Annotated in this window: 13 protein-coding genes and 1 tRNA gene; 6 read left to right on the forward strand and 8 right to left on the reverse strand. The window is 69.1% G+C overall.

Going from position 1 to position 14938, the window contains the following annotated elements; translation table 11 throughout:
* Window positions 1-10: 10 nt before the first annotated feature.
* The 4 genes from RWH45_RS10660 (at window position 11) to RWH45_RS10675 (ending at window position 3040) form a co-directional block, all read left to right on the forward strand.
* Window positions 11-883, forward strand: a complete 873-nt coding sequence (locus RWH45_RS10660) for a hypothetical protein (RefSeq protein WP_315994878.1) — start codon at window positions 11-13, stop codon at window positions 881-883.
* 2 nt (window positions 884-885) lie between these two features.
* On the forward strand, window positions 886-1200 hold the full coding sequence (locus RWH45_RS10665; protein ID WP_315994879.1) for a hypothetical protein: 315 nt from the start codon (window positions 886-888) through the stop codon (window positions 1198-1200).
* A 105-nt stretch (window positions 1201-1305) separates the two neighbouring features.
* Window positions 1306-2805, forward strand: a complete 1500-nt coding sequence (locus RWH45_RS10670; protein ID WP_315994880.1) for a hypothetical protein — start codon at window positions 1306-1308, stop codon at window positions 2803-2805.
* Between the two features lie 158 nt (window positions 2806-2963).
* A tRNA-Pro gene (locus RWH45_RS10675) sits at window positions 2964-3040 on the forward strand.
* 556 nt (window positions 3041-3596) lie between these two features.
* On the opposite strand, the gene RWH45_RS10680 is transcribed toward RWH45_RS10675, so the two are convergent.
* The gene (locus RWH45_RS10680) at window positions 3597-5624 is read right to left on the reverse strand and encodes a hypothetical protein (RefSeq protein WP_315994881.1); all 2028 of its coding nucleotides are present in this window, start codon (window positions 5622-5624) and stop codon (window positions 3597-3599) included.
* Window positions 5625-5783: 159 nt separating this feature from the next.
* Between RWH45_RS10680 and RWH45_RS10685 the strand changes: the two genes are divergently transcribed.
* Both RWH45_RS10685 and RWH45_RS10690 read left to right on the forward strand, forming a co-directional pair.
* Window positions 5784-6140 carry an META domain-containing protein gene (locus RWH45_RS10685; RefSeq protein WP_315994882.1) on the forward strand — a complete coding sequence of 119 codons (357 nt, stop codon included), beginning with the start codon at window positions 5784-5786 and terminating at the stop codon, window positions 6138-6140.
* Between the two features lie 141 nt (window positions 6141-6281).
* On the forward strand, window positions 6282-7061 hold the full coding sequence (locus RWH45_RS10690) for an HAD-IIB family hydrolase (protein WP_315994883.1): 780 nt from the start codon (window positions 6282-6284) through the stop codon (window positions 7059-7061).
* A 115-nt stretch (window positions 7062-7176) separates the two neighbouring features.
* Here RWH45_RS10690 and RWH45_RS10695 read toward each other — a convergent pair whose 3' ends face one another.
* The 7 genes from RWH45_RS10695 to RWH45_RS10725 form a co-directional block, all read right to left on the reverse strand.
* A complete protein-coding gene (locus RWH45_RS10695; RefSeq protein WP_315994884.1) occupies window positions 7177-7998 on the reverse strand; it encodes a siderophore-interacting protein in 822 nt (273 codons plus the stop codon).
* Window positions 7999-8008: 10 nt separating this feature from the next.
* Entirely contained in the window at window positions 8009-8782 is a 774-nt protein-coding gene (locus tag RWH45_RS10700) for a FadR/GntR family transcriptional regulator (RefSeq protein WP_315994885.1), read from the reverse strand.
* Window positions 8783-8844: 62 nt separating this feature from the next.
* Entirely contained in the window at window positions 8845-9873 is a 1029-nt protein-coding gene (galE, locus tag RWH45_RS10705) for a UDP-glucose 4-epimerase GalE (RefSeq protein WP_315994886.1), read from the reverse strand.
* A gap of 159 nt (window positions 9874-10032) precedes the next feature.
* Window positions 10033-10638: a thymidine kinase gene (locus RWH45_RS10710; protein ID WP_315994887.1), complete on the reverse strand. Its 606-nt coding sequence runs from the start codon at window positions 10636-10638 to the stop codon at window positions 10033-10035.
* A 7-nt stretch (window positions 10639-10645) separates the two neighbouring features.
* The gene (locus RWH45_RS10715) at window positions 10646-12118 is read right to left on the reverse strand and encodes a malate:quinone oxidoreductase (RefSeq protein WP_437127334.1); all 1473 of its coding nucleotides are present in this window, start codon (window positions 12116-12118) and stop codon (window positions 10646-10648) included.
* A gap of 100 nt (window positions 12119-12218) precedes the next feature.
* Entirely contained in the window at window positions 12219-13289 is a 1071-nt protein-coding gene (locus RWH45_RS10720) for an aspartate-semialdehyde dehydrogenase (RefSeq protein WP_315994888.1), read from the reverse strand.
* Between the two features lie 227 nt (window positions 13290-13516).
* Entirely contained in the window at window positions 13517-14803 is a 1287-nt protein-coding gene (locus tag RWH45_RS10725; protein WP_315994889.1) for an aspartate kinase, read from the reverse strand.
* Window positions 14804-14938: the final 135 nt, after the last annotated feature.

The following is a 14938-nucleotide window of genomic DNA, read 5'->3' on the forward strand; positions in this document are numbered from 1 at the left end:
GAAAGAACTCATGGCAACAGGAGACAACGCACTAGCGGCGGGCATGGACCTCGTAGCGGGCACCACGCCGCTGAACACCGTAGACACCGAAATCAACAAGACGCGCGACTACATCGCCGAGCGCACCAACGCCGTCACGCCCATCAGCAAGGGCGGTACGGGTGCGACCACCGCAGCCGGTGCACGCTCCGCCCTGGGTGTGACAACCGCGGCGGAGGTGGACAAGCGCGCCTTGAAGAACACGATGAATTGGCCTTACGCCGTCGCGCAGGTTGAGACCAACCCGCCCCACCAGATGGGTATGTGGTTCAGTGGCGGCACCGGGCGTCCGGTTGTCCGCGTGGACTCCACGGATATGAACCTCGCCCTAAAGGACGACTCCGACGCTGCCGCCAGCGCCGCGTCTAACGCCCTCAGCGAGGCCAACGCCCGCGTTGCCAAGGGCGGTGACACCATGACCGGTGACTTGAAGCTACCCAACGCCTCTGCCGCCACCTCCAGCTTCACCGTGGCCTACATCAACGGTGACGGTCGCGTATCCAAGGGAACGTCCTCGATCCGCTACAAGGACCTCCTGGAGGACCCGGACGTGAACACGTTGGGAAACATCTTCCCCACGCTCCGTCAGTACAAGTTCAAGAACGGTGACGGCAAGCCGACCCTGGGTTACATCGCTGAAGAGGTAGCGGAGAGCCCGGACCTCCAGCGCTTCGCCGTCTACCAGACAACCGTTGACGATGACGGCAATTGGGCCGCAACCAACGTCGTGGACTCCATCGACTTCATCCAGCTACTCATCGCCCAGACCGCCCAACTACACGCCCGTGTCTCCGAACTCGAAGACCGACTAGCCGCGCAGGGTGAGCCTGCAACCGGAGAATAACCGTGAACAAGAACGTCGCCTTTGTCGTCTTCGGGGTGCTCGTACTTGCGAGCATCGCGGGCGTCATCATCCTTATGATTCACCGCCCCGACGCCACCGCTACCTTCACGTCCTTTGTCGTGCAGATGCTGGGTCTTGTGGTGGTTGCCGGTGGTCTTGGTGCAGGACTGAACTCGATCCAGCAGAAGGTTGAGACTGTCCAGAAGCAAACTAACGGCACCCTCTCCGCCCTGCGCGAGGACAACGCGCGCCTGTACGTGGAGAACGCCGCGCTGAACCGTCAGCTACAGCCGGAGGACGACCAGCACGGTCAGTGACCGTTTTGACATATCTGACTTTCTGCCCACGGATCGGTCCCTTTCTCGTGCGCACGGGCGGGCGATTCCCAGACGATCGAACTCCTCGATCGAAGGGAATCCCTCATGAACCATCCGCCTCCGTCGTTTCGTCGTCTGCCGGCCGCACTCGCCCTCCTCGCGGTCCTCCTCGGCAGCCTCGCCGTCGCACCCGCCGCTCAGGCCGCCGAGCGCGGCACGGGCTTCGGCACCTGGGCGCCGCTCTCACGCACCGGCTGGCACGGATCCATGCGCGTCGGAGATGTGCACACGTACTGCATCCATCCGGGCCTGCCCGTGGCCACCGACGCGACGACCGATCACGGCACATCGAGCGACGTCAACGGTCTCTCGCCGCAGCAGCTCGCGTCGATCAACCATCTCGTGACCACCTATGGCCAGACCGACGACCCCGTGCAGGCCGCGAGCGTCGGCTGGGCCGTGAAGGCGATCGTCGACCGGCAGACCACTCTTCACTCGTGGGGGTACGAGGGAGACGACCTGCCCGGCGCCATCGACTGGATCATGCGCCGCGCCAGCCCCGAGAACAGCGGTGCGATCCAGGAGCGGACGATGCGGTACCTCGCCGAGGCCGAGGCCGTGCCCGTTCCCCGCGTCGGTGGCACCCTCGCGCTCGGGACCGACGAGGCGGACCCGACCCGTGGTTCCCTCATCGTCGACGTCGATCCAGCCGCGACGGGCACGGTGCGGCTCGAGAACGCGGTCTTCGCCGACACGGGAACCTCCGTTCACGAGAACGTCCACGGCGGTGAGGTCCACCCGATCATCGCCCCCGCCTCGTCCTCCGACGATGGGCGTCCCTACACCGTTCACGCGACGGGTTCCTTCACGGTCCCGGCGGCAGCCGTCCGCTTCTACTCCACCCCCGGTCAGCAGGAATCCGCGGGACCGGCAGATCCCGAGCGGTTCGACCTCTCGGCGGAGGATGCCACGCCGCGACCGGTGCAGTTCTCGCCACGCCTCGAGACGACCGCGCAGGTCGCGGAAGGGCGGTTCGTCGACGAGGTCACGGTGTCGTCCCCCGAGGGGGTCTGGCCTCGGCGCGGCGACGGGTCGTTCGTGCCGATCGCCGCGACGGCCGATATCTATCGCACCGGCGCCTGGCCCGCCGAAGCCGCTGAGGTTCCCGCCCCTCTCACCCCCGTCTCGCACCTCAGCCTGACGACCGACCCCGCGCTGGGCGCCGGCACCTACACGGTGCGAAGCGCCGAGCTGCCCGGCCCCGGCGTGTACACCGCCGTTTGGAGGATCGATCGGGAGGCGCAGGATGCCGCCGTCTCGCCGCACCTCCCTCGGGGCTATGTCTGGGTGGAGCGTTTCGCCTCCCCCACCCAGACGGAGCAGGTCGCACCGCCCGCGCCGCCCACGGCGTCAACCGCTCCGACTCCCCCGCCCGCCGAGACCCCGCCGCTCCCCCCGTCGGCCCCGGCCCCGCTCGCCTCCCTCGCCGCCACGGGGACGCCCGCGACGGCGCTCCCCGGCGCGATAGGGGTCATGACGACGGCAGGGGGACTCGCGGCCGTCGCCTGGGCGTTCGCGCGCCGGCGTCGCACCCTGCGCCCCTGACGACAGCGGGCGGCGGTCCGCCGGGGGCGAGCCGCCGCCCGCCCGTCGTCGCTCGCCGATCGCGGCGGGCGAGCGACCGGCCCGCAGAGAGCGGCGCGCCCGAAGGTCCGCGTGGTTCGGAGCATGGCCCGCGGCAGGGTAGACTTTTCAAGTTGCAACGGGGTGTGGCGCAGCTTGGTAGCGCGCGTCGTTCGGGACGACGAGGCCGCAGGTTCAAATCCTGTCACCCCGACCATCGCATCATTGAGAAGGGCTCCCGCCCAGCGGGGGCCCTTCTTCTTTCCCCGAGGAGGAGTCTGCGGGGTACCGGTGCTGCGAATCCGTCGCAGCTGGACCCTGGTCCCGTACGGAGAGGCGCGTTCACCCGCCGCCGGAGCCCCGACGCCGCCTGAGCGCAAACACCGCCGGAGCCTCCACGCCACCCGGCCGAGACGCGCCACCCGGCCGACACGCGCCATCCTCTCGATAGGCGCCGCGCTGCCGAAATGCGCGTGCCGACATTCAGCGCAGTGTTCAGATGCGGCGCAGTGTCCCCATGCGGAATTGTTCCGCAATGCAGCGCAGTCTCCATATGCAGCGCTGTACCGAAATGCAGCGCAGTCCCCACATGCAGCTCTGTACCGAAATGCAGCGCAGTCTCCACATGCAGCGCTGTTCCGAAATGCAGCGCTGCTCCGACGCGCGGCGCACGACCGACATGCGACGCACGACCCGAAGCTCCGCTCGCACGAAAAAAGCGCCCCCGGACCTTCCGAAACGGGAAGGCGCCGGGGGCGCTCACTCAGGGATGCTTAGCGCACGGAGCGACGCACCTTGCGGTAGCCGAGGGCACCGAAGCCACCCAGCATGAGGGCGAAAGCGCCCCACGCGAGGGGAGCGACGTCACCCATACCGGTGTTGGCGAGGCCGCCACCGTTGCCGCCGCCGGGGTTGCCACCGGGCGCAGGGGTGCCGCTGGGCGAGGGAGCCGGAGCGGGAGCGGCGGTGACCGAGAAGCTCACCGAAGCGGAGCTCGACACACCGTCGACCGTCTGCGTGGCGACCACGGCGTAGTCACCGGCGGCCAGAGCGTCCTTCAGCACGACCGACCACTTGCCGTCCTTGACGACCGTCTCGCCGACCTTCGCGTCGTTGATGGTCACCGTGATGTCGGCGCCCGTCAGACCCGTGCCCGAGATGGCGGTGGGAACCGCGGCGCCGCTGTACGACTCGCCGTCCTGGATGCCGGTGATCACCGGAGCCGACGGGGCGACGGTGAACTCCACCGTGGCTGCTGCCGACGTCTGGCCGTCACGCGCCTGGGTGGCGGTGACCGAGTACTGGCCGATGCCCAGGTCGGTCTCGACCGACCAGGAGCCGTCCTCGGCGACCTTGGCGGAGCCCTTGACGTCGCCGGTGAGGGTCACCGTGGCGCCGGCGAGGCCGGTGCCCGAGATCGCCGTGAGCTCGTTCTCGACCGTGGAGCCGTTGGCCGGCGTCGTGATGACCGGAGCCTCGGCCTTGACCTCGACGGAGGCGTCGACCGTGGTCGAGGTGTTGTACCCGCTGACCGAGGTGAGCGAGAAGGAGTAGGTACCGAGCTTGTCGGGAGCGGGGAAGCTCCAGTTGCCCGAACCGTCGACCGTGACCTCGAAGGAGTCACCGGAGGACGGCTTGACCTTCAGCGTGGTGCCCACCTGAGCGGTACCCGAAATGACGCCGCCGACGCCCACCGAGCCGCCGTCGGCGGGGGTGGTGAGGGCGGGAGCGTCGATCTTGAGGGCGACGGTGTAGCCGTCGGTCTGCGCGAGGCCGGCCTGGAGGTCGGCGGCCCACAGGAGGTCGCCATCCTGGCTGCCGCCGGACACGACACCCACCGCGGTGCCTCCCTGGAACACGGCTCCGCCCGAGTCGCCCTCCTGGACGATGCGGGAGTCGCTCTCGATCGCGAAGCCGTAGACCCAACGGAAGGTCTCGTCGGGCTTCGTGATCTTGGACCACCCCTGCACAGCGGTCACCGTTCCCGTGGTGAATCCAGTGGTGCGGCCGGACTTCGAGGCAGGCTGGCCGACCTGAGCCGAACCCACGGCCTTGACGTCGGTCGTCGACTTCGAGAGGTCATCGCTGGATGCCGTGGTCCAGTCGGTGATCTCGGGGTGCAGCTTGAGGGAGTCGTTGGTGATGTCGATCGTCGCGATGTCGACCGACGTCACGTCGCCCTCGGAACCTTCAGTGCTGCCGGGGCCACCGAACTGGGTGAACGCGAGCGTCCCGAGCTCGTCCGTCACCTCCGCGGTGGAGTTGTCCCCCGCCCCACCGCCGGCGGGGTCGCCCGAGGGGAGCGTCAGGAAGCTGGACGAGAAGAGACCGTCCTCGTTGCAGTGACCGGCCGTGATGACAGCGGGCTTGCCCTGCGGGCTCCAACCCGTGAAACCGATCGAGCACAGACCACCGGGGCCCGGGTTCGCGGGATCGGTCGAGAAGTAGCCGGCGCCGGCGACGACGTCGTTCTCGGCGAGCGCCTTGATGGGGCTGTCGATGACCTTGACCTCGACGTTGGACTTCGACTGGACGAACGTCTTCGCCTCGCCCTGCAGAGCGGCCTCGTCAGCGGTCGCGTAGACGACGACGTTGCCGTTCCCGCCCTTCGCGACGGCCTGGACCTGCTCGTCGCTGCTCAGCAGCTGCTTGGCCGTGGCGTCGAATTCGGGGCCCGACGTGGGCGCGACCGACTGGTCGTCACCGGCGAAGGCGACCGCGGGGGCCAGCAAGCCGGACGCGGTGAGCGCGAGAGCGGCGGACGCACCGGCCCACCCCATACGCTTCATGTTTCGTGTCATCGTCTCATCTCGTGTCGTTAGTGGAAAAACGCACCATGAGGAGGACAGGAACCAGTGACAGGGCCCCCACCCATCTCTCAGCGTCGCCGCTTACCTTACGACAACCTGAGCGTTGGATAAGAATGTTTTTCGCATTCCGTCAGAGATGAGGAGATTCTCATGATCCGCAGGTGGAAGGCCGTTTCGGCAATTGCATTCATCGGCATTGGAATGATCGCTCGGGGCGGGAACTCCGAACCCCCGTTCACCGGCGAACGGTGGGTCGGCGGTGGCACCGAGCACCTCACTCTTCGTGACGGCGAGGTGCGCGGAAGCGACGGATGCAACGGCATCCTGGGCAGCTACACCGAGGACGGTGCACGACTGTCCTTCTCGCTCGGCATCGCGACGCTCAAGGCCTGCCTGGGTGTCGACACCTGGCTGCGCGGCATCCGATCGGCGGAGATCACGGGCGACACGATGATCGTCTTCAACCGGCACGGCGAGAAGATCGGCACCCTCGCGCGCGAGGAGTGACCGCCCTCCTCACCCGACGACACCCCGCGGTCAGCGCGCAGCACCCCCGGTAGAATCGGTCTCTCCCGCGCGGTATCCCGAGGATGCCGATCGACATCCGTCCGCGTGCCGCGCGCGACCATCACCTTCCCTAGGAGCCCCGTGTCCGACACCTCGCCCCGCCTCGTCGCCTTCGACCTCGATGACACCCTCGCCCCGTCGAAGTCGGCCATCGATCCGCGGATCGGCGAACTCCTGCTCGCCCTCGCCGCGCGCGTCGAGGTGGCGATCATCTCCGGCGGACAGCTGCAGCAGTTCCGCACGCAGGTCGTCGAGCGCCTGCCCGAGGCGGATCCGCAGCTGCTGGCCCGGTTCCACCTCATGCCCACCTGCGGCACGCAGTACTACCGCCTGACGCCCGACGGCATCGAGACCGTCTACGCCCATTCGCTGACCGACGACGAGAAGCAGCGCGCCCTCTCGGCCGTGCGCGAAGAGGCCGAACGCCTCGGGCTCTGGGAGGCCGAGCCGTGGGGCGACATCCTCGAAGACCGCGGTTCGCAGATCACATTCTCCGCCCTCGGCCAGTCGGCCCCGCTCGAGGCGAAGATGGCGTGGGATCCGACGGGCGAGAAGAAGAACAGCCTGCGCGAGGCGGTGGCCGCGCGCATCCCCGACCTCGAGGTGCGCTCGGGCGGCTCGACCTCGGTGGACATCACCCACCGCGGCATCGACAAGGCCTACGGCATGGGCAAGCTCGCCGACACCACGGGCATCCCGCTCGACGACATGCTCTTCGTCGGCGACCGGCTCGACCCCGACGGCAATGACTACCCGGTGCTCGCGATGGGCGTCGACTGCCACGCAGTGCATGGCTGGGAGGACACCGCCGGCTTCCTCGAGCAGCTCATCCCCACCCTCCCGGAGAAGGACCAGTCCTGACCTGCCGAGTTCGTCCACGTCCGGACGGGCGCGGCCGAACGAGAGGCGCGCGAGCCGAGAGCCGGGGGCGCTCGAACGACAGGAGCATCGACGCGCCCCCGAGCCCCCGCTCGCCTCAGAGGATCTTCCCGATCGGTTCGCGCTTTTCGGCCTGGAACCGGTCCTCGGTCCGGCCGTAGGCCCAGTATCCCGAGAGCGACACCTGCTCGCGTCGGAGCCCCCATCGGGTGAAGACGATGTCGCGAAGGGCCTTCATCGCCTCGCGTTCCCCGTGCGCGAAGACCTGGCCGCGCCCATCGAGTGGATGCCATGCCCCCACCGTCTCGGCCAGCACCGGCGTCGAACCGGCCGGGGCCTCGCCCCGGTGCACCCAGGTCACGGTCACGCCGGCGGGAACCGTGAGGGGCACATGCTCGTCGGCGCTCTGCACCTCGAGGAACGCCGCGCCGACGGCATCCGGGGCGAGGGATTCCAGCGCGGCCGCGATCGCCGGCAGTGCCGACTCATCGCCGGCGAAAAGGTGCCAGTCGGCCGACGGGTCGGGCGCGTATCCGCCCCCGGGTGACGAGACCACGAGGCGGTCGCCGGGCTGAGCGTGCGCCGCCCAGGGACCCGCGAGTCCCTCCTCACCGTGGACGACGAAGTCGATGCTCAGCTCGTCGCCGTCGACCGCGCGCACGGTGTAGGTGCGCGTCACCGGCAGGTCGTCCGCGGGAAGGGTTTCCCGAAGCACCGCCAGGTCGTAGGGCGGCTCGAGGCCCAGCTCGGGCTTCGCGAACGTGATCTTCACGTATGCGTCGGTGTGGGGACTGTCGCGGAACGCCGTCAGGTCGGTTCCCCGAGCGCGCACGCGCACCAGGTGAGGGCTGAGCCGCTGCGTGGCGACGACGTGGAGCACGTGCTGCGGGCGCGGCGGGCGCGCGGGGCGATCGGTCACGAGGTTCCTCTCACAAGGTGGCCGACGCCCGCACGGCTGCGCGCACGGCGTTACCGACCGCGTCGTCGGCGGTGTCGGAGGGGCTCAGGGCCTGTGCCACCTCGGTGTAGTAATCGGTGATGTGTGCGCGCACGCGCTCTCGCGCGCTGTCGGCATCTCCGCGGGACACGGCGTCGACGATGTGCCGATGCTCCGCTCGGAGCCGGTCGGAGGTCGCCGTCCACGAGTCCAGGCGAGCGGCTCCCGCCTGCGTATAGGCCTCGATCGAGCTGCGGAGCCCTGCCATCATCGCCGACACGACGGCGTTGCCGGACGCCTCCGCCAGTGCTTGGTGGAAGCGCGCGTCCAGGGCGAGGAACTCGACGGGGTCGAGGGACTCGGCATCCATCGCCTCGAGGATGCCGGCGATCTCGGTCAAGTCGGCGTCGGAGCGCGCGAGCCGCTCGGCGACGTCGCACTCGAGCACGACGCGGGTGCGCACCACGTCGCTCAGGGGGAAGCCGTTCGCCGCCACCTGCAGGCGCAGGAAGGCCGCCAGGCCCCCGCGAGGGGTCGTGACGATCATCGCCCCGGCGGAGGGACCCGAGCCGGTCGCGGTGCGCACGACACCGAGCACCTCGAGCACCCGTACGGCTTCGCGCACGCTCGAGCGGCCGACGCCCAGCTGAGCGGCCAGTTCACGCTCGGGCGTCAGGCGGTCGCCCGGGCCGAGGCGGCCGTCGCGGAGGTCGCCCTCGATCCGCTCGAGCACGACCTGCCAGGCGCGCGGTGCACTGTCCGGCATGAGGCTCCCCCTTCGCCCGGCGCGACGATGTGGCCGGACCACATCACCCTACGCGCGCGGGATCACTCCGGGGCGGACGTCGCGTATCCGGCGGGGTTCGTCGTCTGCCAGTTCCAGTAGTCGCGGCAGGCGTCGTCGATCGTGAACCGCGTGCGCCACTTCAGCACCTCGGCGGCCTTCGCCGGGTCGCAGTAGGTCGCCGCGACATCGCCCGGGCGGCGCGCGAGGAACTTCTTGGGCAGCTCGCGGCCGACGGCCTTCTCGAACGAGGCGACGAGCTCGAGGACGCTCACCGGACGCCCCGTGCCGAGATTGAACACCTGATGCCCGGGCTGCGCCTGCTCGAGAGCGGCGACGTGCCCCTCAGCGAGGTCGACGACGTGGATGTAGTCGCGCAGGCCGGTTCCGTCGGGAGTGTCGTAGTCGTCGCCGAAGACGCCGATCTCGTCCAGGGTGCCGATCGCGACACGCGAGACGAAGGGCATGAGGTTGTTCGGGATGCCGGCCGGGTCTTCGCCGATGAGACCCGACGCGTGGGCACCCACGGGGTTGAAGTACCGCAGGACCGTGACGTTGAGCTCGGGGTTCACCCGGGCCACGTCCGCCAGCACGACCTCGTTCATGCGCTTCGACTTGCTGTAGGCGTTCGACAGGTCGATGCTCGTCGTCGACTCCTCCGTGAACGGCAGGTCGGCCGGGTCGGAGTAGACCGTGCCCGTGCTCGAGAAGACGAACGATCGGATGCCGCGGGCGATGCCGACCTTCAGCAGCGCGAACGTGGTGTCGAGGTTGTTGGAGTAGTAGGCCAGCGGCTTCTGGGTGCTCTCCCCCACGGCCTTGAACGCCGCGAGATGGATGATCGCGTCGATCGGGCCGTGTTCGTCGAAGACGGCGGTGACGACGGACTCGTCGGCGGCGTCGCCGACGACCAGGGGCGCAGGCTTGCCGGTGATGCGCTCGACCCGCTCCGCGGCGACGGCGTGCGTGCCGGACAGGTCGTCGAGAAGGACGACGTCGTGGCCGGCCTCGAGGAGGGCGACGGCCGTATGGGTTCCGATGTAACCGGCACCGCCGGCGAGGAGGACGCGCATGCCTCCAGGCTATCGGTCGACGCCGACACCGCCGTCCGCGCCCGCGGCAAGCAGGGCTGCGCAGAGCGCCGAGACGGCACCGCGCGGACAACTCGGCGACGTCCCGCGACGAGGTGTCAGCCTGATGCCGTCTCGCGGTCCGGATGCCGCGGAGGCGCCTCAGCGGCCGTCGAGCCGCCCGCCGGACTCCCGCAGGTAGCAGGCCGCGCACATCGACTCGTAGGTGACCTCTCCGGCGATCTGGCCCTCGTCGATCGCGACCTGGTCGCCGTCGAAGACGAAGCGGCCGCCGACGAGGCGGGCGTTGAAGATCGCTTTGCGCCCGCAGCGGCAGATCGTCTTGAGCTCCTCCAGGCTGTGCGCGATCTCCATCAGGCGCGCGGATCCGGGGAACGCCTCGGTGCGGAAGTCGGTGCGGATGCCGTACGCCAGCACGGGGATGCCGTCGAGCACGGCGATGCGCAAGAGGTCGTCGACCTGGCCCGCGGTGAAGAACTGGGCCTCGTCGACCAGCAGACAGGCGACCGGGGCGTGGCCCGCCGTCGCATGGAACGTCGTACGCAGATCGTCGTCGGAACCGACGAGGAAGTCGACCGGTCGGGTGACGCCCAGGCGGCTGTCGATCTGGTCGGCGCCCTTGGTGTCGATCTCGGGCTTGGCCAGCAGCACGCGCTGGCCGCGCTCCTCGTAGTTGTACGCCGCCTGCAGCAGCGCGGTGGACTTCCCGGAGTTCATCGCGCCGTAGCGGAAGTACAGCTTCGCCACGCGGGACTCAGGGGTTGATCGCGAGGGCGCGAGCCGTGGCATCCAACTCTTTGCGAGCGGCCTCGGGGTGCGTGTTGAGCGACTCGCCGTAGCTGGGGATGAGGTCGCGCAGGCGCGGCTCCCACTGCGGCATGCGCTCGGGGAAGCAGGTCTTGATCAAGCCCAGCATGATCGACACGGCCGTCGACGCGCCCGGAGAGGCACCGAGGAGACCGGCGATCGAGTGGTCGGCCGACGTGACGACCTCGGTGCCAAATTGCAGCACCCCGCCCTTCTGCTTGTCGCGCTTCATGACCTGGGCGCGCTGACCGGCGTCGAGCAGCTCCCAGTCCTCGTCCTTGGCCGTCGGCATGAAGTCGCGGAGGCTGTCGACCTTCTTCGAGTGCGTCTTCAGCAGCTCGCTCACGAGGTACTTGATGAGACCCGGATTGTCGACGGCGACCTTGAGCATCGGACCGATGTTGTGCGGGCGCACCTGCGTGACGATGTCGAGCATCGACCCGTTCTTGAGGAACTTCGGGCTGAAGGTGGCGAACGGGCCGAACAGCAGCGACGACTCGCCGTCGATGACGCGGGTGTCGAGGTGCGGCACCGACATGGGCGGGGCGCCGACCGAAGCCTGCGAGTAGACCTTCGCGCGGTGCTTCGAGACGATGTCGGGGTTGGAGGTCTTCAGCCACTGTCCGCCGATCGGGAAGACGCCGTAGCCCTTGATCTCGGGGATGCCGGAGCGCTGCAGAAGCTTCAGCGCCCACCCGCCCGCGCCGACGAACACGAACTTCGCGTTGATCGAGCCGGGGGTTCCGCCGATCACGTGGCGGTACGAGACCTCCCAGGAGCCGTCCTTCTGCTTCTTCAGCTTCTTGACGTCGTGGTTGGTGACGACCTCGACGCCCTTCTCGCGGAGGTTCGCGAAGAGCTGTCGCGTGAGGGAGCCGAAGTCGACGTCGGTGCCGGCGGGCACGCGCGTCGCCGCGAACGGCTCGCCCTTGCGGCGCTTCTGCATGAGCAGCGGCGCCCACTGGTTGATGACGCGGGAGTCCTCGCTGTACTCGATGCCGGCGAACAGCGGCTGCTGCTTGAGGACCTCGTAGCGCTTGCGGAGGAAGGCGACGTCCTTCTCACCGCGGACGAAGGTCATGTGCGGGGTGGCGTTGATGAACGTCGACGGCTCGTCGAGCACGCCCTCGGCCACGAGCGAGGCCCACAGCTGACGGCTCTGCTGGAACTGCTCGTTGATCGCCACCGCCTTGGCGGGGTCGATCGAGCCGTCCTTGCCCTCGGGGGTGTAGTTCAGCTCGCAGAGCGCCGCGTGACCGGTGCCGGCGTTGTTCCACGCGTTGGAGCTCTCCTGCGCGACGTCGCTGAGTCGCTCCAGCACCGCGATCTTCAGATCGGGCTGGAGGTCCTTCAGCAGCGTGCCGAGGGTGGCGGACATGATGCCGCCACCGATGAGGAGAACATCGACGTTTTCAGTCACCCGTCGATTCTAGGTGCGGGCCGTGAGGTGTCTCGACATCGAGAGATCGGTCGGTTCGATGTCGAGACAACCCCGCGCCCGCGGCATCCGGATGCCGGAATCAGACGGTCGCGGCCCGCTTCTGCGCGACGATCTCGGCGATCTGCACCGCGTTCAGCGCCGCGCCCTTGCGCAGGTTGTCGTTGCTGATGAACAGCACGAGGCCCTTGCCCTCGGGGGCCGACTGATCGGCGCGGATGCGGCCGACGTAGCTGGGGTCGGTGCCCGCGGCCTGCAGCGGCGTCGGGACCTCTTCGAGCGTCACGCCGGGGGCGTCGGCGAGGAGCTCCCGCGCGCGCTCGGGCGAGAGGTCGCGGGCGAACTCCGCGTTGATGCTGAGCGAGTGGCCCGTGAAGACGGGGACGCGCACGCAGGTCCCGGCCACGCGGAGGTCGGGGAGCTCGAGGATCTTGCGGCTCTCGTTGCGCAGCTTCTTCTCCTCGTCGGTCTCGTTGAGGCCGTCGTCGACGAGGTTGCCGGCGAAGGGGATGACGTCGAAGGCGATCGGGGCGACGTACTTCTCGGGCTCGGGGAAGTCGAGCGCCGAACCGTCGCGCACGAGCCGCTCGACGTCACCCTGCGCGAGGACGCCCTCGACCTGGCCGAGGAGCTCCCGCGCGCCGGCGAGACCGGAGCCGGAGACGGCCTGGTAGGTGCTGACGATGAGACGCTCGAGCCCCGCTTCGGTGTCGAGCACCTTGAGCACCGGCATCGCGGCCATCGTCGTGCAGTTCGGGTTGGCGACGATGCCTTTGACGGCTTGATCGATCGCGTGCGGGTTTACCTCGCTCACGACGAGGGGGACCTCGGGGTCCATGCGCCACGCGCTGGAGTTGTCGATGACCAGGGCGCCCGCCTCGGCGAAGCGGGGGGCGTGGGCGCGCGAACCGGTGGCGCCGGCGGAGAAGAGCGCGACCTCGACGCCGGAGGGGTCGGCCGTGGCGACGTCCTCGACGACGACCGAGTGGCCGCCGAACTCGACCGCGGTGCCCGCCGAACGGGCCGTGGCGAACAGGCGCAGCTCGCGAATCGGGAACGACCGTTCGGCGAGGATCTCGAGCATGACGGTGCCGACCTGGCCGGTGGCGCCGACGACGGCGAGGGAGATTCCGGAATCGGAGATGCGGGTCATGCGGGTACCTCGGTGGTTCGGGTGATGGATGCCGCGGAAGCGGCGTTCGGGTCAGGGTAGCGCGCGCCGCGGTGGGACGACCGACGGCCGGGAGCCCTCGCAGGAACTTTGACGGCTACGCGTCGATGAACGGCCGGATCCCGTCGGCGAGAGCGGAGACGACCGGAAAACTCCTGCCGCACGTCCGGACGCCGAGGCGGCGTCGGGCCCGATTCGGGGAGGGTGGCTCAGCGACCGGTGCCGGCGTGGACGGTCGCCTCGGCGTCGCCGTCGAGACCGTACGCGGTGTGCACGAGGCGCGCGGCCTCGGCGAGGTCGACGCCGCGAACGACCACCGAGATCCGGATCTCGGAGGTCGAGATCATCTCGATGTTGACGCCGGCCATGCTGAGCGCCTCGAAGAGCGTCGCCGAGACGCCCGAGTGCGTGCGCATTCCCGCACCGACGACCGAGAGCTTGCCGATCTGGTCGTCGTGCACGAGGCTCTCGAACCCGACCTCGGACTGCTCGCCGGCGAGCGCCTTGAGCGCCGTCGTGGCATCGGTCTTGGGGAGAGTGAACGAGATGTCGGTGCGGCCGGTGGCGGCAGCCGACACGTTCTGCACGATCATGTCGACGTTGGCGCCGGACTTGGCGACGATCTTGAAGATGTCGGCGGCCTTGCCGGGCACGTCGGGCACGCCGATGACGGTGATCTTCGCCTGGCTGAGATCGGTGGCGACGCCGGCGACGATGGGCTCTTCCATGGCTCCTCTTTCGGGGACGAGTGCGGAGGTCTTCGAGGCGTCGAGCACCCAGGTGCCCTCGCTCGCACTGAATGTGGAACGCGCGTGGATCAGCACGCCGTGACGGCGGGCGTACTCGACCGCGCGGATGTAGAGCACCTTGGCGCCGTTGGCCGCGAGCTCGAGCATCTCCTCGCTGCCGACCCGGCCGAGCTTGCGCGCGAGCGGGACGACGCGGGGGTCAGCGGTGAAGATGCCGTCGACGTCGCTGTAGATCTCGCACACATCCGCCTCGAGCGCCGCGGCGAGCGCGACGGCGGTCGTGTCGGAGCCGCCGCGGCCGAGCGTGGTGATGTCGCGGGTGTCGCGGTTGAAGCCCTGGAAACCGGCGACGATGACGATCGCGCCCTCGTCGAGGGCCTCGCGCAGGCGCACCGGCGTCACGTCGACGATGCGGGCGGCCCCGTGCGTGGCATCCGTGATCATGCCCGCCTGGCTGCCGGTGAAGGAACGGGCCTCGAAGCCCATCGAGTGGATCGCCATGGCCAGCAGCGCCATCGAGATGCGCTCACCGCTGGAGAGCAGCATGTCGAGTTCGCGGGGAGCGGGGATCGGGGCGACCTGACCTGCGAGGTCGAGCAGTTCGTCGGTGGTGTCGCCCATGGCGCTGACCGCGACGACGACCTCGTGACCCGCACGACGGGTATCGACGATGCGCTTGGCGACGCGCTTGATGCTCTCGGCGTCGGCGACGGACGAACCGCCGTACTTCTGGACGATCAGAGCCATGAAAAGAACTCCTGGAGGGGTCGTGCGTCGGGATGTCACGGCGCCGGCGCTCGAGCCGCGCCCGTGGATCATCCTAGAGGCGCGTGCATAACCGCTCCGCCATGCGTCTTCGCGGACTCCGCGAGGGCGGCGCGG

The sequence above is a fragment of the Microbacterium galbum genome (genome assembly GCF_032464915.1).
In the GTDB taxonomy this organism is placed as follows: Bacteria; Actinomycetota; Actinomycetes; order Actinomycetales; family Microbacteriaceae; genus Microbacterium; species Microbacterium galbum.

Excerpts from the sequence above, each read along its gene's own strand:
- RWH45_RS10660 (WP_315994878.1), top strand. The coding sequence starts at position 11 with ATGGCAACAGGAGACAACGCACTAGCGGCGGGCATGGACCTCGTAGCG.
- RWH45_RS10670 (WP_315994880.1), top strand. The coding sequence starts at position 1,306 with ATGAACCATCCGCCTCCGTCGTTTCGTCGTCTGCCGGCCGCACTCGCC.
- RWH45_RS10680 (WP_315994881.1), bottom strand. The coding sequence starts at position 5,624 with ATGACACGAAACATGAAGCGTATGGGGTGGGCCGGTGCGTCCGCCGCT.
- RWH45_RS10685 (WP_315994882.1), top strand. The coding sequence starts at position 5,784 with ATGATCCGCAGGTGGAAGGCCGTTTCGGCAATTGCATTCATCGGCATT.
- RWH45_RS10700 (WP_315994885.1), bottom strand. The coding sequence starts at position 8,782 with ATGCCGGACAGTGCACCGCGCGCCTGGCAGGTCGTGCTCGAGCGGATC.
- galE (WP_315994886.1), bottom strand. The coding sequence starts at position 9,873 with ATGCGCGTCCTCCTCGCCGGCGGTGCCGGTTACATCGGAACCCATACG.
- RWH45_RS10720 (WP_315994888.1), bottom strand. The coding sequence starts at position 13,289 with ATGACCCGCATCTCCGATTCCGGAATCTCCCTCGCCGTCGTCGGCGCC.
- RWH45_RS10725 (WP_315994889.1), bottom strand. The coding sequence starts at position 14,803 with ATGGCTCTGATCGTCCAGAAGTACGGCGGTTCGTCCGTCGCCGACGCC.